Origin of the sequence: Halospina denitrificans (assembly GCF_004364635.1) — a bacterium.
Classification (GTDB): Bacteria; Pseudomonadota; Gammaproteobacteria; order Pseudomonadales; family Oleiphilaceae; genus Halospina; species Halospina denitrificans.
The window spans coordinates 20,976-39,763 of record NZ_SOAX01000001.1 but is presented as its reverse complement, the minus strand read 5'-3'; the positions used below and the strand labels follow the sequence as shown (position 1 = coordinate 39,763).

The following is an 18,788-nucleotide window of genomic DNA, read 5'->3' as shown; positions in this document are numbered from 1 at the left end:
CGGGTTGTGCGGTAGAAACTGAAGAGTCCGGGAATGGAAAGGGTTGCCATCGTGCTGAAACGGGTTGCTGGCCTCAGACATCTCATACTCCTGCTGTGCCTTATGACAGTCGCGGTGATCGGGATGAGTTCCAGCCTGACTCTGATGCCGGAGGCCTCCTACCAGTCGGTTGCGGACCATACCCAATACCAGCTTGAGTCCGGGCAGCGGCTGTCTCCCGAGTCAGTGATTGAGGGAGCGCGCAGTAGCGACTGGCAGGACGTCGACGGCACCATCAACTTCGGCTACACCACGAAGACTTACTGGTATCGCGTCCGGCTGGAAAATCCCACCGATAGCCGGAGCGAGCGGCTTCTTGAGGTGGATTATCCACTGCTTGATCACATCGAGTTCTATGAGGTCAGTAATGGCGAGGTTCAGGATCAGGCGCTCACCGGGGACCAACATCCGCTCAGCTCACGCCCCCTGCGACATCGCACCTTTGTTTTTCCTGTTGCAATGGCCCCCAACGGGACGACGGATGTCTATCTGCGCGTAACCACATCCGGCTCCCACCAGGTGCCACTGGCACTCTGGAAACCGGATGCCTTTTTCGAGGCCAATGAGAAAGACATGGTGGGGCGCAGCATGTTTTACGGCATGCTCGTCATCATCGTTATTTTCAATGGCTTTCTCTACCTGGTGCTGCGCGAACGCAGTTACCTGTATTACGTGCTGACCAATGCCGCGCTACTGGTCGTTATTTCCAGTCTCCACGGGGTAGCTTTCCAGTTCTTCTACCCGGAACAGCCGGAGCTCAATGAACGTATCACGCTCGTGAGCTCGGCGCTCCTCACCCTGTTTTTCAGTCTTTTTGCGCGGACCTTTCTGGGTATCAATGAGCAGATGCGGGTGGCCAACTGGCTGTTCAGGGTGCTGGTCTATGCCACCAGTGCGAACGTGGTTGGCTCTTTCTTTATGTCCTATGCCATATCCACGCGCTTCTCTGTGGCTCTGGCCGTATTGGTAAACCTTGTCATGCTTGCCGTGGGGCTTGTGATGGCGGCCAGGGGTGACCGTGACGCGCGTTACTTCATGGCAGCCTGGATTCTGTTGCTTGTGGGCGTCATGGTCTGGCTGTGTAACCTTATTGGCCTGTTGCCCGCCAACTTCGGGACGCAACACGGCATTGAAATCGGCGCCATTGCCCAGGCCTTGCTGCTTACCTTTGCCCTTGGTGACCGTTTCAATCGTGAGCGTGAGCAGCGGATCATTGAACAGAAAGCCCGGCTTAAAGCCATGGAGGAGCGTGAAACCCTGGAGCTTGACCTGTTGGAACAGGCCAGCCATCACAGCCTCACGCGACTGCCCGGACGCAATCTGCTGGAGGACGCGCTGGAGCGGTGCATCCAGAAGGTGGATGAGGGCAATGATGAGCGTCTGGCGCTGGTGCTGATCCATTTCCGGGGCTTTGATGACATCAACAAGACATTGGGTCATGAAAACGCGGACCAGCTTCTTTATCAGCTGGCACACCGGATGAATGATGTGGTCCTCAGCCTGCGGGACACGGCTGTTATCGAGGACGACGGCAACAAGCGCAGTGCCGTGGCACACGTTGAGGGCATCACCTTTGCCTGCGTCTTCCACCCGCAGCGTCGCGAGGCCATGGTGGAGCAGATGGAAACGCTGGTGGAGGCACTGCGCCAGCCCGTGGAATTCCGGGGGCTCAGCCTGGATATGCGGATGGTGGGCGGGTGTTCCTTCTACCCCGATGACAGCCATGACGTGGCCACATTATTGCGTCATGCCTTTATTGCTTTTGACCAGGCGGAATCGGGCGTCAGCCACGTCGCCGCCTACACCGAGGACATCAACCCCTACAGCGAGCGACGCCTGACCCTGATGACGGAGTTGCGGCGCGCCATCCACGAGGATGCACTCAGCCTGCATTTCCAGCCCCAGGTTCGGGTCAGCAGTGGCGAGGTATGCGGCTTTGAGGTGCTGCTGCGATGGACGCACCCGGAGCACGGTTTTATCCCACCGGATGAGTTCATCCCCATGGCGGAGCAGACCGGATTGATCAAGCCGCTTACCCAATGGGTCCTGGACAGGTCACTGGCGTTCTGCCGTGCGATGCAGGACTCGGGTGTGCGCGTGCGGATGTCCGTCAACATTTCCGCCATCAACCTGCAGGAGCGGGCCTTCGCCGAAAACATTAGCCACCTGTTGGATGAGCACGGGGTCGAGCCTGGTCAGCTCATCCTGGAGGTGACGGAAACGGCAACCATGATCAATCCGCAGGCTGCCCTGACCGCCCTGCGTGTGCTCTATGATGCGGGTATCCGACTGGCGATTGATGATTTCGGGACCGGGTATTCCTCCCTGTCCTACATCCGCAAGCTGCCCGTGCATGAGATCAAGATCGATCGCTCCTTCGTCATGGAGATGGACAGCAACCGCGACGACGCCACCATCGTGAGAACGACAATCAACATGTGCCACGATCTCGGGTTTGAGGTAGTAGCCGAGGGTGTGGAGAGTAACGACACCTGCGAATTGCTGCGTTCAATGAGTTGCGACATCATGCAGGGGTTCTATCTGGCCAGGCCCATGCCGGACGACCGTGTTGGGCCCTGGCTGTATGACTACCGTGACGGCACGGCGGTGCCCGGTGTGTGAGGAATTCCCGTGATGCTTGTTGAGACGGTTGAGCTGCAGTGCCCCTTCTGCGGCGAAATCATTTCGGTTCTGGTTGACTGTTCGCTGGGGGAGCAGAGTTACGTCGAGGACTGCTCCGTGTGCTGTCAACCAATGCTGCTGACCATTCGTATGGACGAAGACGGAAGCCCGAGCGTTGAAGCGCTTCCCGAAAATATCTGAACCCCAGAGGTAACCGATGCTTGCACCCGCAACCGCTTTCTATGCTGTCGCCCTTGTTGCACTCAAACTGTTGTTGGTCGGGCGGATCATTGCGTTGCGTCAGCGCCTTGGAGTGGGAATCGGTGATGGTGGGCACCGGGAACTCCAGACCGCGATCCGTGTTCATGGCAATTACCTCGAATACCTGCCGCTGGTTCTGGTGCTGATGTTCATTGCCGAGATGAACGGTGTGAACTATGCGGCGCTGCACGTGGCGGGCCTTGTCTTCGTGGTGAGCCGCTTCGGGCATGCCTACGGTCTCAGTGAAGGCCAGGGGGCCTGGCATTGGGCGCGGGCGGCCGGCGTTGTGGGTACCTGGCTGTCATTGCTGTTCCTGTGCGGACTGCTGGTCCACAATGGGCTCTCCGTCAGTTACTGAGCGCACTGCGGCGGTGCATCGCGAAACCCTTTGTAAGCGCACCTACAGTTTTCCCGTCATTTCCAGTACAATTCCCGCCCGATCCGGGGCGTCCTGAGCTAGCGAATCTGGTACAATCGCCCCATCGAATAACCCTACATAGGGAGGATGTCATGTCGCCTGTAGACAGTTTCAACACCGCTCAGACCCTGGAGTCTGACGGCCAGAAGTACCGCTATTACAGCCTGGAAGAGGCCGCCAAGTCACTCGGTGACCTGCAGCAGCTTCCGGTTTCGCTGAAGGTTCTGCTCGAGAATCTTCTCCGCCACGAAGACGGTTCCACCGTCACCAAGGACGACGTTCAGGCCATTGCCAGCTGGCTCAAGACGCGCTCTTCCGACCGCGAGATCCAGTATCGTCCGGCGCGTGTTCTCATGCAGGATTTCACCGGCGTTCCCGGTGTAGTGGACCTGGCCGCGATGCGTGACGCGGTGAAGAAAGCCGGTGGTGATCCCGAAAAGATCAACCCGCTGTCTCCGGTGGACCTGGTGATCGACCACTCCGTGATGGTCGACAAGTACGCCTCTTCCGACGCCTTCCGCGCCAACGTCGACATCGAGATGACCCGTAACCGCGAGCGTTACGAGTTCCTGCGCTGGGGCCAGGAAGCCTTTGACAACTTCCGCGTGGTACCCCCGGGCACCGGTATCTGCCACCAGGTCAACCTCGAGTACCTGGGCAAGGTTGCCTGGACCAAGGAACAGGACGGCGAGACCCAGGTCTATCCGGACACCCTGGTCGGCACCGACTCCCACACCACCATGATCAACGCCCTGGGTATCCTGGGCTGGGGTGTCGGCGGCATCGAGGCGGAAGCCGTGATGCTGGGTCAGCCCATCTCCATGCTGATCCCGGAAGTGGTTGGCTTCCGTCTGACCGGTTCCATGAAGGAAGGCGTGACCGCCACCGACCTGGTACTGACCGTTACCCAGATGCTGCGTGAGAAGGGCGTGGTCGGCAAGTTCGTCGAATTCTACGGACCCGGCCTGGACAACCTGCCGCTGGCGGACCGGGCGACCATCTCCAACATGGCGCCGGAATACGGCGCGACCTGTGGCTTCTTCCCGGTCGACCAGGAAACCCTGAACTACATGAAGCTCTCCGGTCGCTCCGAAGAGCAGATCCGTCTGGTCGAGGAGTACACCAAGGCGCAGGGCATGTGGCGCGACTCCAACAAGCCGGAGCCGCAGTTCACTGACAGCCTGGAACTCGACCTGGGCGACGTTAAGGCGTCCCTGGCCGGCCCGAAGCGGCCCCAGGATCGCGTCGACCTGCCGGCGATGAAAAGCACCTTCGAGAAGCTGCTTGATGACAACGGCGTTAAGGACAAGGGCAAGCGTGTTCCGGTCAAGGGTCAGGACTACGATCTGGGCCACGGCGACGTGGTGATCGCGGCGATCACCTCCTGCACCAACACCTCCAACCCGAGCGTACTGATGGCTGCCGGCCTGGTTGCCAAGAAGGCACGCGAGAAGGGCCTGGACCGCAAGCCCTGGGTCAAGTCCTCGCTGGCACCCGGCTCCAAGGTCGTAACCGACTATCTGGATACCGCCGGCCTCAGCGAAGAGCTTAATGGGCTCGGTTTCAATCTGGTCGGCTATGGCTGCACCACCTGTATCGGTAACTCCGGCCCATTGATGGACGAGATTGGCGATGCCATCAACGAAGGCGGCCTTCAGGTCTCCTCCGTGCTCTCCGGTAACCGGAACTTCGAAGGTCGCGTTCACCCGGATGTGAAGGCTAACTGGCTGGCGTCACCGCCGCTGGTCGTTGCCTTCGCCCTGGCCGGTACGACCCGTATCGACATGGAGAACGAGCCGCTGGGTAACGACCAGAGCGGTAACCCCGTCTACCTCAAGGACATCTGGCCTTCCAACGCGGAAATCGCCCACGAAGTCTCCAAGGTGGACGACGCCATGTTCCGTAAGGAATACGCGGACGTCTTCAAGGGCGACGAAGTCTGGCAGGGCATTCCGTTCAGCAAGGACAAGACGTACCAGTGGGATGACGAGTCCACGTACGTGAAGAACCCGCCGTTCTTCGAGGGCATCGAGAAGCCGCTGAAGCCGCCGAGGGACATTGAAGGCGCCCGTATGCTGGCGCTGTTCGGCGACTCCATCACCACGGACCACATCAGCCCGGCCGGCTCCATCAAGCCGGATTCCCCGGCAGGTAAGTACCTGCAGGAAAAGGGCGTGCATCCGAAGAACTTCAACAGCTACGGCTCGCGTCGTGGTAACCATGAAGTGATGATGCGCGGCACCTTCGCCAACGTCCGCATCAAGAACCAGATGCTGGATGACGTGGAAGGCGGCTTCACCAAGTACGTGCCTACCGGCGAAGTAATGCCCATGTACGATGCGGCCATGAAGTACCAGGAAGACGGTACGCCGCTGGTGGTCATTGCTGGTAAGGAATACGGTACTGGTTCTTCCCGTGACTGGGCGGCCAAGGGTACACGCCTGCTGGGCGTGGAAGCCGTGGTTGCCGAGAGCTTCGAGCGGATCCACCGTTCCAACCTGGTTGGCATGGGTGTCCTTCCGCTGCAGTTCAAGGAAGGCGAGAACCGCGAGACGCTGGGTCTAACCGGCGAAGAGAAGGTCAGCCTGCTGGGTCTGGATGAGAATCTGGAGCCGCGTAAGCGCCTGAAGATGTCCGTTGAACGTCCGGATGGCAGCACCACCGAGACTGAGGTGATCTGCCGGATCGATACGGTCAATGAGATGGCTTACTTCCGTAACGGCGGTATCCTCCACTACGTGCTGCGGAACCTGATCGCAGAGTAAGTAGTGAGGAAGTGCTGCCGGGAATCGGTAGTCTGATGAAAGCGGGTGGCCTTCGGGCTGCCCGTTTTTTTGTTTATTGTTTATCTAGCCTGTTTAGTATGAGCAGGCAGGTAATCGGGGAAGCCCCTCAGGGAATCGCCACGAATACATCCATGTAGGCTGCGCTTCCGCCATCCATGGCTCCAGAGCTTCCCTGAGGGGCTTCCCCGATTACCTGCTTCTGAGTTAAGTGGAGTTCGCCAAATGTCGCTGGAAACTGATGGAATACCGGAAAACGATGATGAACTGCGTGCCAAGCTTGTTCAGGAGACTGGCCGCATTGGTTGGCATGAGCTGCAGCGGTTCTATGCGCGGGGGAACGTCGTTCGCGTGGCCGAGGGGCAGGATCTGATCGAGGTGGGCGTTGCGCTTGTCCGTGACCGCAAGGATGAGTTCCAGCAGTGGATCAGTGATGGGATCATCACTGAAGTAAAACCCGATGAAGCGCAGCGGTGGCATGACGAAGAAGCTAGCGTCTGGGCACTGGTCGTTGCTCCCTGGGTTCTGGTGCAGCCGGTCGCCTAAACGCGGAGTTGGGAGCTCGGTAAGGAGGTTGGGGCCCTTTCTCCGGGAAGCTCTGGAGCCATGGATGGCGGAAGCGCAGCCTACATGGATGTACTTGTGGCGATTCCCGGAGAAAGGGCCCCAACCTCCTTATCGGGCTTACCCCTTAGCCAGAGTTCCGAAAAAACAAAGCCTCACTGTTCCGATAAGCCTGCGCCAGAAACTCCTCCACCTCGAGCCCCTTGTGCTGGGCAATGAACTCGCCCACGAAGGGTAGGTAATAGGGCATGTTTTCCTTGCCCCGATAGGGCACCGGCGCCAGGAAGGGCGAGTCGGTCTCCAGCAGGATCCGGTCCGCCGGCGTCAGATCAATGATCTCGCGAACATTCTCCGCCTTCTTGAAGGTGCAGATCCCATTGAACCCGATGTACCAACCCTGATCCAGTGCATAGCGAGCCAGCTTCTCCCCCGACGTGAAACTGTGCACCACACCCCGCTGCTTCAGCGTGCCCTCGAACTCCTTCAGGATCTCGATGGTGTCCTCATCCGCTTCGCGGGTATGGATCACCACCGGCATGTCCAGCTCCGAGGCCATCTGAAGCTGCTTGCGGAACACCGCCTTCTGGGTCTCCGGCTCGCTGAAGTCGTAATGGTAATCCAGTCCGATCTCGCCGATGGCCAGCAGCCGATTAGGGCTGGTCCGCATCGCATCCCGGATTTTCGTGTCGAGACCGTCGTGCCAGTTATCAGCCTCATGGGGGTGGATTCCCTGGGTGCCGTAGACGCGCGGGTGGGCGCAGGCCAGGTGGTGCACGGTGTCGAGATTCTCCGGGGAGACCGTAATGGTGATCAGACGTTCAATATTCGCCTTCTCCGCCGCCATGACCACATCTTCCAGTGGCTCGCCCTTGAGGTAATCCAGGTGGCAGTGCGTCTCGATGATCGGGTGGTGGAAGACGGGGACGGGGCGGCGTTTGTGTTTGCTCATAGGTCTCGGCGGATCGTCGCTTAAGGGGTTTGGTCTTCGCCCGCGTGGCTGATGACCACGCCAGGGGCGCCCTGTTCCAGGGATTGGCGCATGGTCTCCGGAATCGGTTTCTTGGTCAACGAGTCCGGGGAGACGAATACATAGGTCAGTTCCGCGTGGGCAACAGGCTCAGCTTCCGGATAACGGCTGAAATCCACGCCAATGGTGAACGACGTGTTGCCCAGTTTCTGTGTCTGCACACGGGCACAGAGCACATCATCAAAGCGCGCCGGAGCCTGCCAGTTGATGGTCATGCTTACCACCTGGATGTCCAGGTCCTGATCCAGCAGGTTCTGGTAGTTCCCGAAGAGGGTGCGCACAAACTCGTTCATGGCCAGGTCCGCGTAATCCCCGTAGCGGGCATTGAATACCACGCCCTGGGCATCGCACTCGGCGTAACGCACCCGCAGGCGGTATTCGAAGGGCGTCGACATCGCGTTGCTCCCTCACCGGTTCAGCTCCGGTGGCCGTGAACTGGTATACTGCGGGCCAATGATACCGCAACAGAAAGGGGTTGGCATGGCGCGTCTGCTGCTGAATCTGCGCAATGTTCCCGAGGACGAGCATCTGGAAGTACGGGAACTGCTCGACTCGCACGATATCGCGTACTACGAGACCGAACCCAGTCCCTGGATGATCTCCTTCGGGGCCATCTGGCTCCAGGACGAGGATCGTGAGGATGAGGCGCTGTCCCTTCTGGCGGACTACCAGGAGCAGCGCCAGTCCCGTGAGCGTGCCCGCTATGAGGCGGAAGGCCCTTACCCCCAGAGCCCACTGCGCCTGCTGGTTGCTGTGGTGGCTATTGGGGTGGTGCTCTACCTGGCGCTGATGCCGTTTCTCTCGCTGTGATCCGGACTTGCCGCTACACTGACCTTCCATTCACCCGCAGGAATGCCCGCCGATGAACTACATTGAGACGCCGCCTGACAAGACCTGGCCAATGATTGTTTATGTCCTTTATCTGGCCAGTTTTCTGAACGGTATTTTCAGCTTCAGCATTACGGCTGTTATTGGTGTGATCATCGCGTACGTGAATGCGACAGACCCCGACGAGCGCCTCCGAAGCCACTATCGCTTTCAGATCCGGACCTTCTGGATCGGTCTCCTCTACGCTGTGGTGGGGAGCATGACAGTACTGATTGGAATTGGCGTCCTGATCCTGATCTGGGCCGTGGTCTGGTTCATCATCCGTTGCGTGAAGGGCATGGTTGCCCTGAACGAGGGTCGGGCTCACCCGGACCCGGGCAGCTGGCTGTTCGGCTGAAACCGGCGTCAGTGTGAGAGCGCGCTGAAATACAGGTGGGCGCTCTTCTTGCTGAAGTTCAGGACCCGTCCTGAGTGGAAACGCACCTCAAAGGAGGTGTCGTCCTCGCGCAGGATGCTACCCGCTCCAAAGAGCACATGCTCCACTTCACGCGCGTGCCATACTGGCGATGCGTTATTGGCGTCGGGTTCCGGCGGCGCAGGGCAGTCCAGGTCGGTGTCATGGAGCTTGGCGTAGCGGTGGGCGATGGTTGAGGCCGGCTCTGAAAGCGTGATCCTTCCCCCTGAGTCGCGCCCATGCAGGGTGCCGCCAAGCTCGTTGCTGAGCCCGAAGTGGAACTCGGCCACGAAGCGGCTCGGCAGTCGGTCATCGCCTTCCGTGTCACTGCAGGTCAGAAGGTGCAGACTGTTGATAGCGCGCGTCATGCCCACGTAGAGCAGGCGCCGCTCGCTTTCCAGCAGTGAGGCGAGGTTCTCGTCGCCCCGGGCGGTGTAGGGGAAGACCTTCTCCTGCAGCCCGGGGATGATGACTACCGGCCACTCCAGCCCCTTGGTGCGGTGGATGGTGGACAGGTGCACCCCGTTCTGTTCGCCGGAGCCCGCCCGTGCCTTGAGTTCCCGAAGATGCTTGAGGGCCGTCGCGGCGTCCAGGTCCAGGGTGCTCAGGTAGCGCTGGAAACCGGTTACGGTGCCGATGCGCTCATCCGCCGTTTCATGGGTCAGCGCCAGGCTGCGGATGCCCTCGAACAGCTCCGTGGTATTGGCGTAGTCCTCGATGATTCTGTGGGCCGGCATTTGGCTGCTCTCCGCCGCCTCCAGGGCCTCGCCCAACTTGCGGAGCTTGCGGGCGGGCAGGGGCTTGAGGTTGCTGGTGTCCATGGACTGGAGCACCTTGCCCCAGTCGCAGCTGAACCCGGCCAGCCAGTCCGTCATGGCATTGAGTTCCGGTTCCTTCAGCCCGCAATGGGGAAAGCGCATCAGTTGCTGGAAGAGCTGGCGCCGTTCCCGGAAGGCGGTTTCGTTCCCCGGCTGGCGGTGCTCGCCGGCGGCCAGGGCCAGCAGGTGCATCAGGCTGTCCATCTCGCGGGTGAAGAGCGCGCCCTTGTGGGCGTCGATCCGGTAGGGGATCTGGCGCGCCAGCAGCTTGAGTTCGATAGGCACGCTCTGGCTCCAGACACGCACCAGCACCGCCACGTCATTGAGTGGCTCCCCGGCTTCCATGCGTTCCTGGGCCATTCGGATGATGTAGTCCGCGTCCTCGCGCACCGCCGTCAGGTGTACGTCCGTGTCCGGCGTGTCCGGATGGGAATGGCAGAGCACGTCCTTGCGGTCCTGGTTGTGGGCAATCAGGTGGTTGGCCAGCAGAGCCACCCGGTGCCCGTAGCGGAAGGTGTAGGAGAGGTTCAGGGACACCGGCTCCGGGAATTCCTCGCGGAAGCGGGACAGGATGAAATCCGGCCGCGCGCCCCGGAATTCGTAGATGGTCTGGTCCGGGTCGCCCACCACCGTGACGCGGGCGCGCTCGCCGGCGACGTACTTGAGCAGCAGGTGCTGGATCTCGTTGGTGTCCTGGTACTCGTCCACCAGGATCAGGTCCATCTTGTTGCCCACCAGTTGCTGCAGCGGCGGGTTGTTGTGGATGGCAACGACGGGTTCGTGGAGCATGTCCGCGAAGGTGATGCGGCGGTGGTCCCGGCGCCACTGCTCGAAGGCATGGAAGACGTCCAGCAGGTAACGGTGGCGATTCTCGAAGCCGAGGGCTTCGAAGACGGTCTCGGGAGGCTTCAGGGTGGTTTTTACCCGGTCTATGAAGGCGGTGGCCGTCTCCACGAATTCCTTCTTGTTGCGCCGGACTTCGTCCTGGAGGTCCTCGGGTGCCAGTTGCTGGGTCAGCAGCCAGGCCTGGAAGTTGACCTCCTGTTCGGTCAGCACTTCCCCCTGGAAGGCGGGCAGATAGCCTTCCTTGATAAAACGCCGATACAGCCGCAGCCCCATGGCATGATAGGTTCGTATTTCCGGGAGCCGTAACCGGGTTCCCTGGCAGAGTTCCTGGAGCTTGCGCTGGAAATCGGCGCGGGCGCTGCGGTTGAACATCAGGATGAGCATGCGCTCGGGGTCGTGGCCCTGCTCGAGCAGGTGGCGGATGCGCCAGGCCAGGGTGGTGGTCTTGCCGCTGCCGGCCACGGCCGTGATCACGCAGTGCTGGTAGCCCAGGGTGACAATGGCTTTCTGTTCGTCGGTCAGTGACATCATGATCGGTTCGGCTCCCGCAGCGCGCGCCTATTGTAACGGCACAGACAACCAAGAGGGTAATGGAATGAGTGAGACGCAGAGTGTGCAGCGCAATGTACTGGGCGAGTCCCTCAAAGCCTGCGGATATGACCCCATGACCGGCTTCTACCGGGACGGGTGCTGCCACGTGGGCAGAGACGACATGGGCGTGCACGCGGTCTGCAGTGAAGTGACCGAGGCCTTCCTGGAGTTCTCCAACGCCCGGGGCAATGACCTGTCTACCCCAAGGCCCGAGTTCGGCTTCGAAGGGCTGAAACCCGGTGACCGCTGGTGCCTCTGTGCCGCCCGCTGGAAAGAGGCCCATGACGCCGGCTGCGCGCCCCGGGTCGTGCTGCAGGCCACCCATGAATCCATGCTGGAATACGCGGGTTTGGCAGAACTGAAGCCCTACGCGGTAGACCTGAACTGACCATGGAGGCGGTGCTGTCCGACTGGGTGACACGGGCTCGATCTTCCCTGGCCCGCAGCCGGCACCGGGCGGTGCTGGTAATTGCCGGGCCGCGCGACTGGGGACGGGAGCAGGCTGCGGCCGTGGCGGGCGCGATCGGTGGCGAGGGCCTCTGGGTTGGCGACGAAACCCAGGCTCTCGGCCTTTTCCAGTGCAGCGGTTCCGAGGCACGGCAGTGGCTGGGGCGGGATCTGGAACTGATTGTCTGGGACAGTCATTCGGGTACCCATCCCTCCGGATTGGGCGCAGTCAGCGGTGCCCTGGTCGGCGGAGGCCTGCTGGTCTGGGTGGTGCCGCCGCTGGACGAATGGGCCCAGGGACCGGATCCGGACTATGACCGGCTTCGGCATCATCAGCCGCCTTACCGATTCCTCGCCCGCCTGGCCCGAATCCTGGAAACAGAGGCGGTTCAGCCGCCTCATGGGCTTATTACGCCCGAGGCACAGTACCTCTCGCCACCGTTAACGCCGACCAAAACGGTGGAGCGACCTGCCGGCCCAACGTCGGACCAACAGAGCGCCGTGGATGCCATACTCGCGCTGGCGCGCGAAACAGTGCCGGCACCGCGCGTACTCAGGGCGGACCGGGGCCGGGGCAAGTCTGCCGCGCTTGGGATGGCGGCAAGCCGGTTGGTCAGGGAGTCGGGTTGCAGGGTGGGCATCACGGCGGCGCGGCCCTCGGCTCTGGGCAGCTTCTGGGATTTCATCGCGCCGGAGTCTCGGGACGGGGTCCATTTCGGGGCGCCGGATGAATTGCTGCGCAATCCACCAGAGCTGGACCTGTTGCTGGTGGACGAGGCGGCCACACTGCCGGTGCCTATGCTCAGCGCCCTGGTGGCGCATTGGCCCCGCATGGCACTGGCTACCACGGTGCACGGTTACGAGGGCACTGGGCGGGGGTTTGACCTGCGCTTTCGCGCCATCCTGGACCGCGACCATCCGGGCTGGCAGCAGATTGAACTCACCACACCGATCCGTTGGGCCCCGGATGATCCGCTGGAGGCGCTGATGAACCGTCTTCTCTGTCTGGACGCGGACCTTCCGGAGTCCAATGCCAGTGAGCAACGCCCCGTTTACGAACCTGTATCCCAGGATCAGCTGCTCGCGGATGAGGGGCTCCTGTCGGATCTGATGGGGTTGTTGGTCAGTGCCCATTACCAGACCTCCCCGGATGACCTTCGCCAGCTCCTGGACGACCCGGACACGGAACTGCATGCCGCCCTGGTTGACGGCCGGCCTGTGGGTGTCGCCTGGGTGCTCCACGAGGGGGGACTGGAGGAAGCCCTTGCGCGGGCGGTCTGGCTGGGGCAGCGGCGCCCCCGGGGGCACCTGATGGCGCAGTCCCTGGCCTTCCAGGGGGGTGATCCGGAGGCGGCCCGGCTGCGCTATTCACGGGTGACCCGTATTGCCGTGCACGCCGCGTGGCGGCGCCGCGGTATTGGGCTGGAGCTGCTGGCGCGGGTGGAAAGGGCCGTTCTGGAAGGGGGGGCGGATCTTCTCGGAGTGAGCTTCGGCGCCACCCCGGACCTGTTGGATTTCTGGACGGCGGCCGGCTTCCGCCTGCTGCGGCTGGGAACCCGGCGCGACGCCGCCAGCGGGAGCCACGCGGCCATGCTCGGAAAACCCCTGACGACTAAGGGTGAGACTCTCTGCGAGGCTCAGCGCCAACGCTTTGCCCAGCACTGGCCCTGGCTGCAATCGAGTTTTCAGCGCCTGGAGCCCGAACTGCTAAGCCGGTTGCAGACACTGCTGCCCGAACCGCATGACCCGGAAGGATCAGCCCTGACGGACGCGGACCGGCGGGAACTCTACGCTTTTGTTCACGGCTTTCGCGAGCTGGAACCGACCCGCCTGCCCCTGAACCGCCTCGATGCACTGACGCAAGACGCCGGGCTCCGTTGGCCGCAAGCGGACCGACAACTCTGGCAGCGCGCGGTCATCGACGGGGCCGGGTGGGAAACCCTGCGCCGGGAGGCGCTGATCGACGGGCGCCGCCAGGGCCTGAAGCGGCTGCGCGAACTGGCCCTTCAGTGTCTGCCCGAGACCCTCAGCCCGGGTTTGTGACCGCTTCGGTTTCATTTTGCATGTGATCCACCAACAATACGCCAAACATTCAAGACTGAGAGCGCCTCCTCATGAACGCGATTGAACGGTTTGGTCTGAAAACCCTGCTGCTTGCCGGCATTCTTGGCCTGTCGGCCTGCGGCAGCACTCCCGAGGTGGATCGCAGCCGGATCGAAACCAGCGAACGGACAACCCTCATGGATGCCGCCGCCAAGGGCAACGTTGACTGGGTCGAGTCGCGGCTGGACGCTGGTGCCCAGATCAACGCCATGAGCCCTGATGGAACGCCGCTCTTCCTGGCGGCTGCGAATGAGCACGATGCGGTGGTCTGGACCCTGCTGCGCCAGGGCGCTGACCCGGACCGGGGCCGGCCGGATGGCACAACACCCCTGATGGCAGCCGCCAGTGTCGGGTATGAGCGCATTGTGGATATGTTGCTCACCGCCGGGGCGGACATTGAGGCCAGGAATGATAACGGAGATACCGCGCTGAGTTACGCGGTGCTCAACAGCCAGCTGGTGGTCACCAAGCGGTTGCTCAGAGCCGGCGCCGATGTGAACGTTGTCAACGAGGCCGGGGAGTCACTGCTGATGCGGGTCGTGGCGCGCAACGACCTTCTGCTCGCCGGCGTCATCGTGGATGCGGATGCCAATGTGGGCTACGAGAGCCCGAATGGCCGAACGGCACTGGACATTGCCAGCGCCAATGGCAACCAGGACCTGGTGATGATGCTGCGCAACGCCAGGGATTGACACCCGCCGGTTACAGATCCCTAAGCGGATGTTCCCCGTCCGGCCAGGGCGAGGTGAAATGCGATTTCACCCAGGCCTTCGGAACACTCGCCACATCCTTGTGAATCCAGCGTGGCTGGTTGTCCTTGTCCACCAGGCGGGCACGCACGCCCTCCAGGAAATCCCGGTGGCGGGTGCAGTTAACCGCCACGGTCAGCTCCATCAGGAATATATCGCGCAGGTCCTGCTGCAGTCCCCGGTGGAGCAGTTCAAAGACCAGGTGTGCTGATGCCGGGCAACCGCTGCGAAGATTATCCTGGGCCTGTCGGAACCAATCGGTCTCCGCCTCGGCCTCCAGGATCTCATTGACTACGGCCACTACATCCGAGCCCCGGCAGACGCGGCTGATGAACTGTTCGTGGTGCTCCAGCTCGGAGTGCGACAGGTCGAGCGGATACTGGCCCGCGAAGTCATGCAGGATTTCCTGCAGATAGCGGTCGTTTGTGGCTTCCGAGTGTGCCCAGTCCTGCTCGCTCAGGCGATCCAACATTTCCGGGAAGGCGTCGTTGGGAACCCCGAAATCCGCCAGCCCCACCCGAAGCGCGTCCGCGATATTGAGCGTGGCTCCGGTCAGGCCCATGAACATGCCAATGCTGCCCGGCAGGCGATTGAGGAAGCGGCTGGCGCCCACATCCGGGAAGAAACCGATGCGCACTTCCGGCATACCCATCTTCAGGTCCGGGGTAACCAGGCGGTAGCGCGAGGCGTTCATCATCCCCAGCCCACCGCCCATGACGATGCCCTGACCCCAGCAGACAATGGGCTTGGGGTGGGTTGCCAGGGTGTAGTCCATGCGGTACTCGGCCGCGAAGAACTGTTCCCCCTCATTCTCGGGGCGGCCCTTGGTCTCCTTCACAACGTCGTGAATGGTTCGGACGTCGCCCCCCGCGCAGAAGGCTTTCTCCCCGGCGCCACAGAGCACGATCAGTGCAATGTTGTCGTCCTCGGCCCAGTCCTCCAGCTGTTTCTGGATGGCCCGGACCATGGGCAGGGTCAGGATGTTGAACTTGCGCGGGTTGTTCAGGGTGATGATGCCCATGGCGCGCTCACGGCAGGGGCGTGTTTCGAACAGTACCGCGTCGCTCTGGTTGTCTTGTGGGGTCTCGGCGCCCATTGCGCGCACTCCTTACAGCGTTGGCCTGACTTGGGGTGTGGTTATCGTACCGGAAAAGGCCTGAACCACAAATCAGCCGCCCTCAATAATCCGGTAACAGGGCCGGTAAGCCTGCCCCGGGAGTTTCATCCGGTTCTGGTCCACGAATGCGTTGAGCAGTGTCTCCAGGGGCTCCAGAAAGTCCGGGTCGCCTACGATCTCGAAGGGACCGTGTGCGTCCACCTGGCGGATGCCTTCGGCCTTGACGTTACCCGCAACGATGCCACTGAAGGCACAGCGCAGGTTGGCGGCGAGCTGGTGGGGCTCCTGGTTACGGCTCAGCTCCAGCGCACGCATGCTCTCGTGGGTGGGCTCGAAGGGCGTCTGGAAGACCGGGTCCACCGTCAGCATCCAGTTGAAGTAGAACGCATCGCGGCTTTCCTGGCGGTAACGGCGCACATTCTCCATGCCTTCGTTCATGACGCGGGCCACTTCCGTGGGGTCATCAATGATGATGCGGTAGCGGCTGGCCGCCTCGTCGCCCAGGGTGTTGCGTATGAAGTGGTCGATCATTTCGAAGTAGTCCGCGTTCTCCTTCGAGCCACTGAAGATCAGGGGGAAGGGCAGGTCGCGGTTCTCCGGGTGCAGCAGCACGCCGAGCAGGTAGAGGATTTCCTCGGCGGTGCCCACGCCGCCCGGGAAGACCACAATGCCATGGCCGGCGCGAAGGAAAGCTTCCAGGCGCTTCTCGATGTCCGGCATGATCACCAGTTCGTTCACGATCGGGTTCGGGGCCTCGGCGGCGATGATGCCGGGCTCGGTGATGCCCATGTAGCGGCCGTTGTCGATGCGCTGCTTGGCGTGGGCGATGGTTGCGCCTTTCATGGGGCCCTTCATGGCGCCCGGGCCGCAGCCGGTGCAGATGTTGAGCCCGCGCAGGCCGAGCTCGTGGCCCACGTCTTTGGTGTAGTCGTACTCCTCGCGGCTGATGGAGTGGCCGCCCCAACAGACCACGATGTCCGGCGGGCTCTGGGGCCGCAGGATGTCCGCGTTGCGCAGGACCTGGAAGACCAGGTTGGTCACGTCCTCGGAGCGCTCCGGGCTGTACCAGTTGGAGGTGGCCAGTATGGAGTTGGCGTAGACAATGTCGCGCAGTACCGAGAACAGGTGCTCGCGGATGCCGCGGATCATGGTGCCATCAACGAAGGCCTCGGGCGGGGCGTTGTGCAGCTCGATCTTGATGCCTCTTGGCTGTTGAAGCAGTGCCAGGTCGAAGTCGTGGTAGGTCTCAAGGATCGCCTTGCTGTCGTCGGTTACGGAGCCACTGTTGAGTACCGCCAGCGCACACTGGCGGAAGAGGCGGTAGAGACCACCCTCGCCATCGTCCTTGAGCTGGTTGACCTCCTTGCTGGAGAGGATCTCGAGGCTGCCTTCCGGCGAAACCCGTGCATGAACGCCCTGTCGGGACATAATGTTTTTGCCTTTGGTTACTGCATCAGCGATACAATGGTGGAAGTCATGCAATGATGCCATTTTGCCGTTAGAATCGCGCCCTCATTGATTATAGAGCACCATTAACGACTACGAGCGCAGTGTTGCCCATGGTCCATTACCTCATCAAGATCTCGCCGGAAATGGCGGTCAAGTCCGATCCCGTGCGCCGCAAGCAGTTGCGGCAGATGCGGCGCAATGTCCGTCGCATCATGCGGCAGCTGGACGAGGGCATAACCGTGCGCCCGGGCTGGGACCGCATTGATGTCTTCGTGCCGGATGGCGACCCGGTGGCGGAGCAGCAGCGCGAGAAAGACAATGGGCCGGATGCGGACCTGGCGGAGAAGGTGATCCACGCCCTGCAGCGGGTGCCGGGCACCCAGTTCGTGCTGCTGGTGGATGAGCTGCCCTGGCAGAGCTTCGAGGACGCGGCCGAGCGTGTGCGCGAGGTGTACCGCGAGCGCCTGGAGGGGAAGACCTTCGCGGTGCGGGTCAAGCGCCGGGGCACCCACGATTTCAGCTCCAACGAACTGGAACGCTATCTGGGCGCGGACCTGCTCCAGACCACCGGCGCCAAAGGGGTCAACCTGAAACACCCCGAGGTGCCGGTCAACCTGGAGGTGAAGCGCGGGAATATGGTGGTGGTGCGCCGTCGTTATCCCGGCCAGGGTGGTTTTCCCCTGGGCACCCAGGAGCCGGTGTTGTCACTGATCTCCGGCGGCTTCGATTCCGCCGTGGCGTCCTACCTGGCCATCCGCCGTGGCCTGCAGACCCACTTCCTGTTCTTCAACCTGGGCGGCACCGCCCACGAGGCCGGCGTGCGCCAGATGGTCCGCCACCTCTGGGCCAACTACCAGGCGTCCCACCGGGTCTACATGATCTCGGTGCCCTTCGAGGGCGTGGTGGGCGAGCTGATGCGCCGGATTGATCACTCCTACCGGGGGGTGGTGCTCAAGCGGATGATGCTGCGGGCGGCCGAGCAGATCTCCGAGGACATGGGCATTACCGGGCTGGTGACCGGGGAAAGCATCTCCCAGGTTTCCAGCCAGACGCCGATCAACCTGAGCCTGATCGACAAGGCCACCGACCTGTTGGTGATGCGTCCGCTGGTGTTCATGAACAAGGAAGAGATCATCAAGATCGCCGCCGAAATCGATGCCTACGATATGGCGGCGAACATGCCGGAGTACTGCGGTGTGATTTCCGACCGGCCGACGACCAAGGCGCAACGCAAGCGGGTGGAGCGCGACGAGTCCTTCTTTGACGATGCGGTCCTGGACGAGGCAGTGGCCAATCGTACCGTGATGGCGGTGGACGAGATCTTCCAGTCCGAGGTGGGCATCGACCAGGTGGCCCGGGTGAGTACGCCGGACGTGGGCGATGTGGTCATCGACATCCGCCATCCGGACCAGGAAGAGAACAAACCGCTGGACCTCACCAACAACGAGATCATCCGGATCCCGTTCTACGAGCTCAACAGCCGGTTTTCGGAACTGCCCGACGACAGGCGCTATCTGCTGTTCTGCGACCACGGCACCATGAGCGCCCTCCACGCCGACCATCTGAAGGCGGAAGGGCACGACAACGTGGTGGTCTATGAGCCGGAAGCCGGGGTCCGTGCTTGACGTTCAGCTGCCAGGGCTGTAAAACCGATCACCAATCGGTTTTTGGG

General features: G+C 61.9%; 16 protein-coding genes. 11 read left to right on the top strand and 5 right to left on the bottom strand.

The window, feature by feature from the left end; translation table 11 throughout:
* Positions 1-33 precede the first annotated feature (33 nt).
* From DES49_RS00175 to DES49_RS00155, 5 genes are all read left to right on the top strand, one after another.
* Positions 34-2,661: an EAL domain-containing protein gene (locus DES49_RS00175; protein ID WP_133734375.1), complete on the top strand. Its 2,628-nt coding sequence runs from the start codon at positions 34-36 to the stop codon at positions 2,659-2,661.
* A 12-nt stretch (positions 2,662-2,673) separates the two neighbouring features.
* A complete protein-coding gene (locus tag DES49_RS00170) occupies positions 2,674-2,862 on the top strand; it encodes a CPXCG motif-containing cysteine-rich protein (RefSeq protein ID WP_133734374.1) in 189 nt (62 codons plus the stop codon).
* Positions 2,863-2,878: 16 nt separating this feature from the next.
* Positions 2,879-3,280 (top strand): MAPEG family protein, encoded by a 402-nt coding sequence (locus DES49_RS00165; protein WP_133734373.1) that lies wholly within the window; start codon positions 2,879-2,881, stop codon positions 3,278-3,280.
* Between the two features lie 152 nt (positions 3,281-3,432).
* Positions 3,433-6,105 (top strand): aconitate hydratase AcnA, encoded by a 2,673-nt coding sequence (gene acnA / locus DES49_RS00160; RefSeq protein WP_133734372.1) that lies wholly within the window; start codon positions 3,433-3,435, stop codon positions 6,103-6,105.
* A gap of 243 nt (positions 6,106-6,348) precedes the next feature.
* A complete protein-coding gene (locus DES49_RS00155; protein ID WP_133734371.1) occupies positions 6,349-6,669 on the top strand; it encodes a DUF2288 domain-containing protein in 321 nt (106 codons plus the stop codon).
* Positions 6,670-6,814: 145 nt separating this feature from the next.
* Here DES49_RS00155 and DES49_RS00150 read toward each other — a convergent pair whose 3' ends face one another.
* Both DES49_RS00150 and DES49_RS00145 read right to left on the bottom strand, forming a co-directional pair.
* Positions 6,815-7,636, bottom strand: coding sequence for a TatD family hydrolase (locus DES49_RS00150; protein ID WP_133734370.1), 822 nt, complete (start codon positions 7,634-7,636; stop codon positions 6,815-6,817).
* Positions 7,637-7,656: 20 nt separating this feature from the next.
* A complete protein-coding gene (locus DES49_RS00145; protein ID WP_133734369.1) occupies positions 7,657-8,109 on the bottom strand; it encodes an acyl-CoA thioesterase in 453 nt (150 codons plus the stop codon).
* An 85-nt stretch (positions 8,110-8,194) separates the two neighbouring features.
* Here DES49_RS00145 and DES49_RS00140 point away from each other — a divergent pair, with 85 nt between their 5' ends.
* Together DES49_RS00140 and DES49_RS00135 are read left to right on the top strand one after the other, a co-directional pair.
* On the top strand, positions 8,195-8,524 hold the full coding sequence (locus DES49_RS00140; RefSeq protein ID WP_133734368.1) for a DUF6164 family protein: 330 nt from the start codon (positions 8,195-8,197) through the stop codon (positions 8,522-8,524).
* Between the two features lie 52 nt (positions 8,525-8,576).
* Positions 8,577-8,939: a DUF4870 family protein gene (locus DES49_RS00135; RefSeq protein WP_133734367.1), complete on the top strand. Its 363-nt coding sequence runs from the start codon at positions 8,577-8,579 to the stop codon at positions 8,937-8,939.
* Positions 8,940-8,947: 8 nt separating this feature from the next.
* Here DES49_RS00135 and DES49_RS00130 read toward each other — a convergent pair whose 3' ends face one another.
* A complete protein-coding gene (locus DES49_RS00130) occupies positions 8,948-11,191 on the bottom strand; it encodes an ATP-dependent helicase (RefSeq protein WP_133734366.1) in 2,244 nt (747 codons plus the stop codon).
* A 64-nt stretch (positions 11,192-11,255) separates the two neighbouring features.
* Here DES49_RS00130 and DES49_RS00125 point away from each other — a divergent pair, with 64 nt between their 5' ends.
* The 3 genes from DES49_RS00125 (at position 11,256) to DES49_RS00115 (ending at position 14,493) form a co-directional block, all read left to right on the top strand.
* Positions 11,256-11,639: a DUF2237 family protein gene (locus DES49_RS00125; protein ID WP_133734365.1), complete on the top strand. Its 384-nt coding sequence runs from the start codon at positions 11,256-11,258 to the stop codon at positions 11,637-11,639.
* 2 nt (positions 11,640-11,641) lie between these two features.
* The gene (locus tag DES49_RS00120; protein WP_133734364.1) at positions 11,642-13,741 is read left to right on the top strand and encodes a tRNA(Met) cytidine acetyltransferase TmcA; all 2,100 of its coding nucleotides are present in this window, start codon (positions 11,642-11,644) and stop codon (positions 13,739-13,741) included.
* A gap of 71 nt (positions 13,742-13,812) precedes the next feature.
* Positions 13,813-14,493 carry an ankyrin repeat domain-containing protein gene (locus DES49_RS00115; RefSeq protein ID WP_133734363.1) on the top strand — a complete coding sequence of 227 codons (681 nt, stop codon included), beginning with the start codon at positions 13,813-13,815 and terminating at the stop codon, positions 14,491-14,493.
* A 10-nt stretch (positions 14,494-14,503) separates the two neighbouring features.
* Here the strand turns inward: DES49_RS00115 and DES49_RS00110 are convergent, their stop codons facing one another.
* Positions 14,504-15,646 (bottom strand): enoyl-CoA hydratase/isomerase family protein, encoded by a 1,143-nt coding sequence (locus DES49_RS00110; protein ID WP_133734362.1) that lies wholly within the window; start codon positions 15,644-15,646, stop codon positions 14,504-14,506.
* Positions 15,647-15,718: 72 nt separating this feature from the next.
* Positions 15,719-17,095, bottom strand: coding sequence for a nucleotide 5'-monophosphate nucleosidase PpnN (gene ppnN / locus DES49_RS00105; protein ID WP_133734361.1), 1,377 nt, complete (start codon positions 17,093-17,095; stop codon positions 15,719-15,721).
* A gap of 131 nt (positions 17,096-17,226) precedes the next feature.
* On the opposite strand from ppnN, the gene thiI reads away from it, so the two are divergent.
* Complete coding sequence (gene thiI, locus DES49_RS00100) at positions 17,227-18,741, top strand: tRNA uracil 4-sulfurtransferase ThiI (RefSeq protein ID WP_133734360.1); 1,515 nt, start codon at positions 17,227-17,229, stop codon at positions 18,739-18,741.
* Positions 18,742-18,788: the final 47 nt, after the last annotated feature.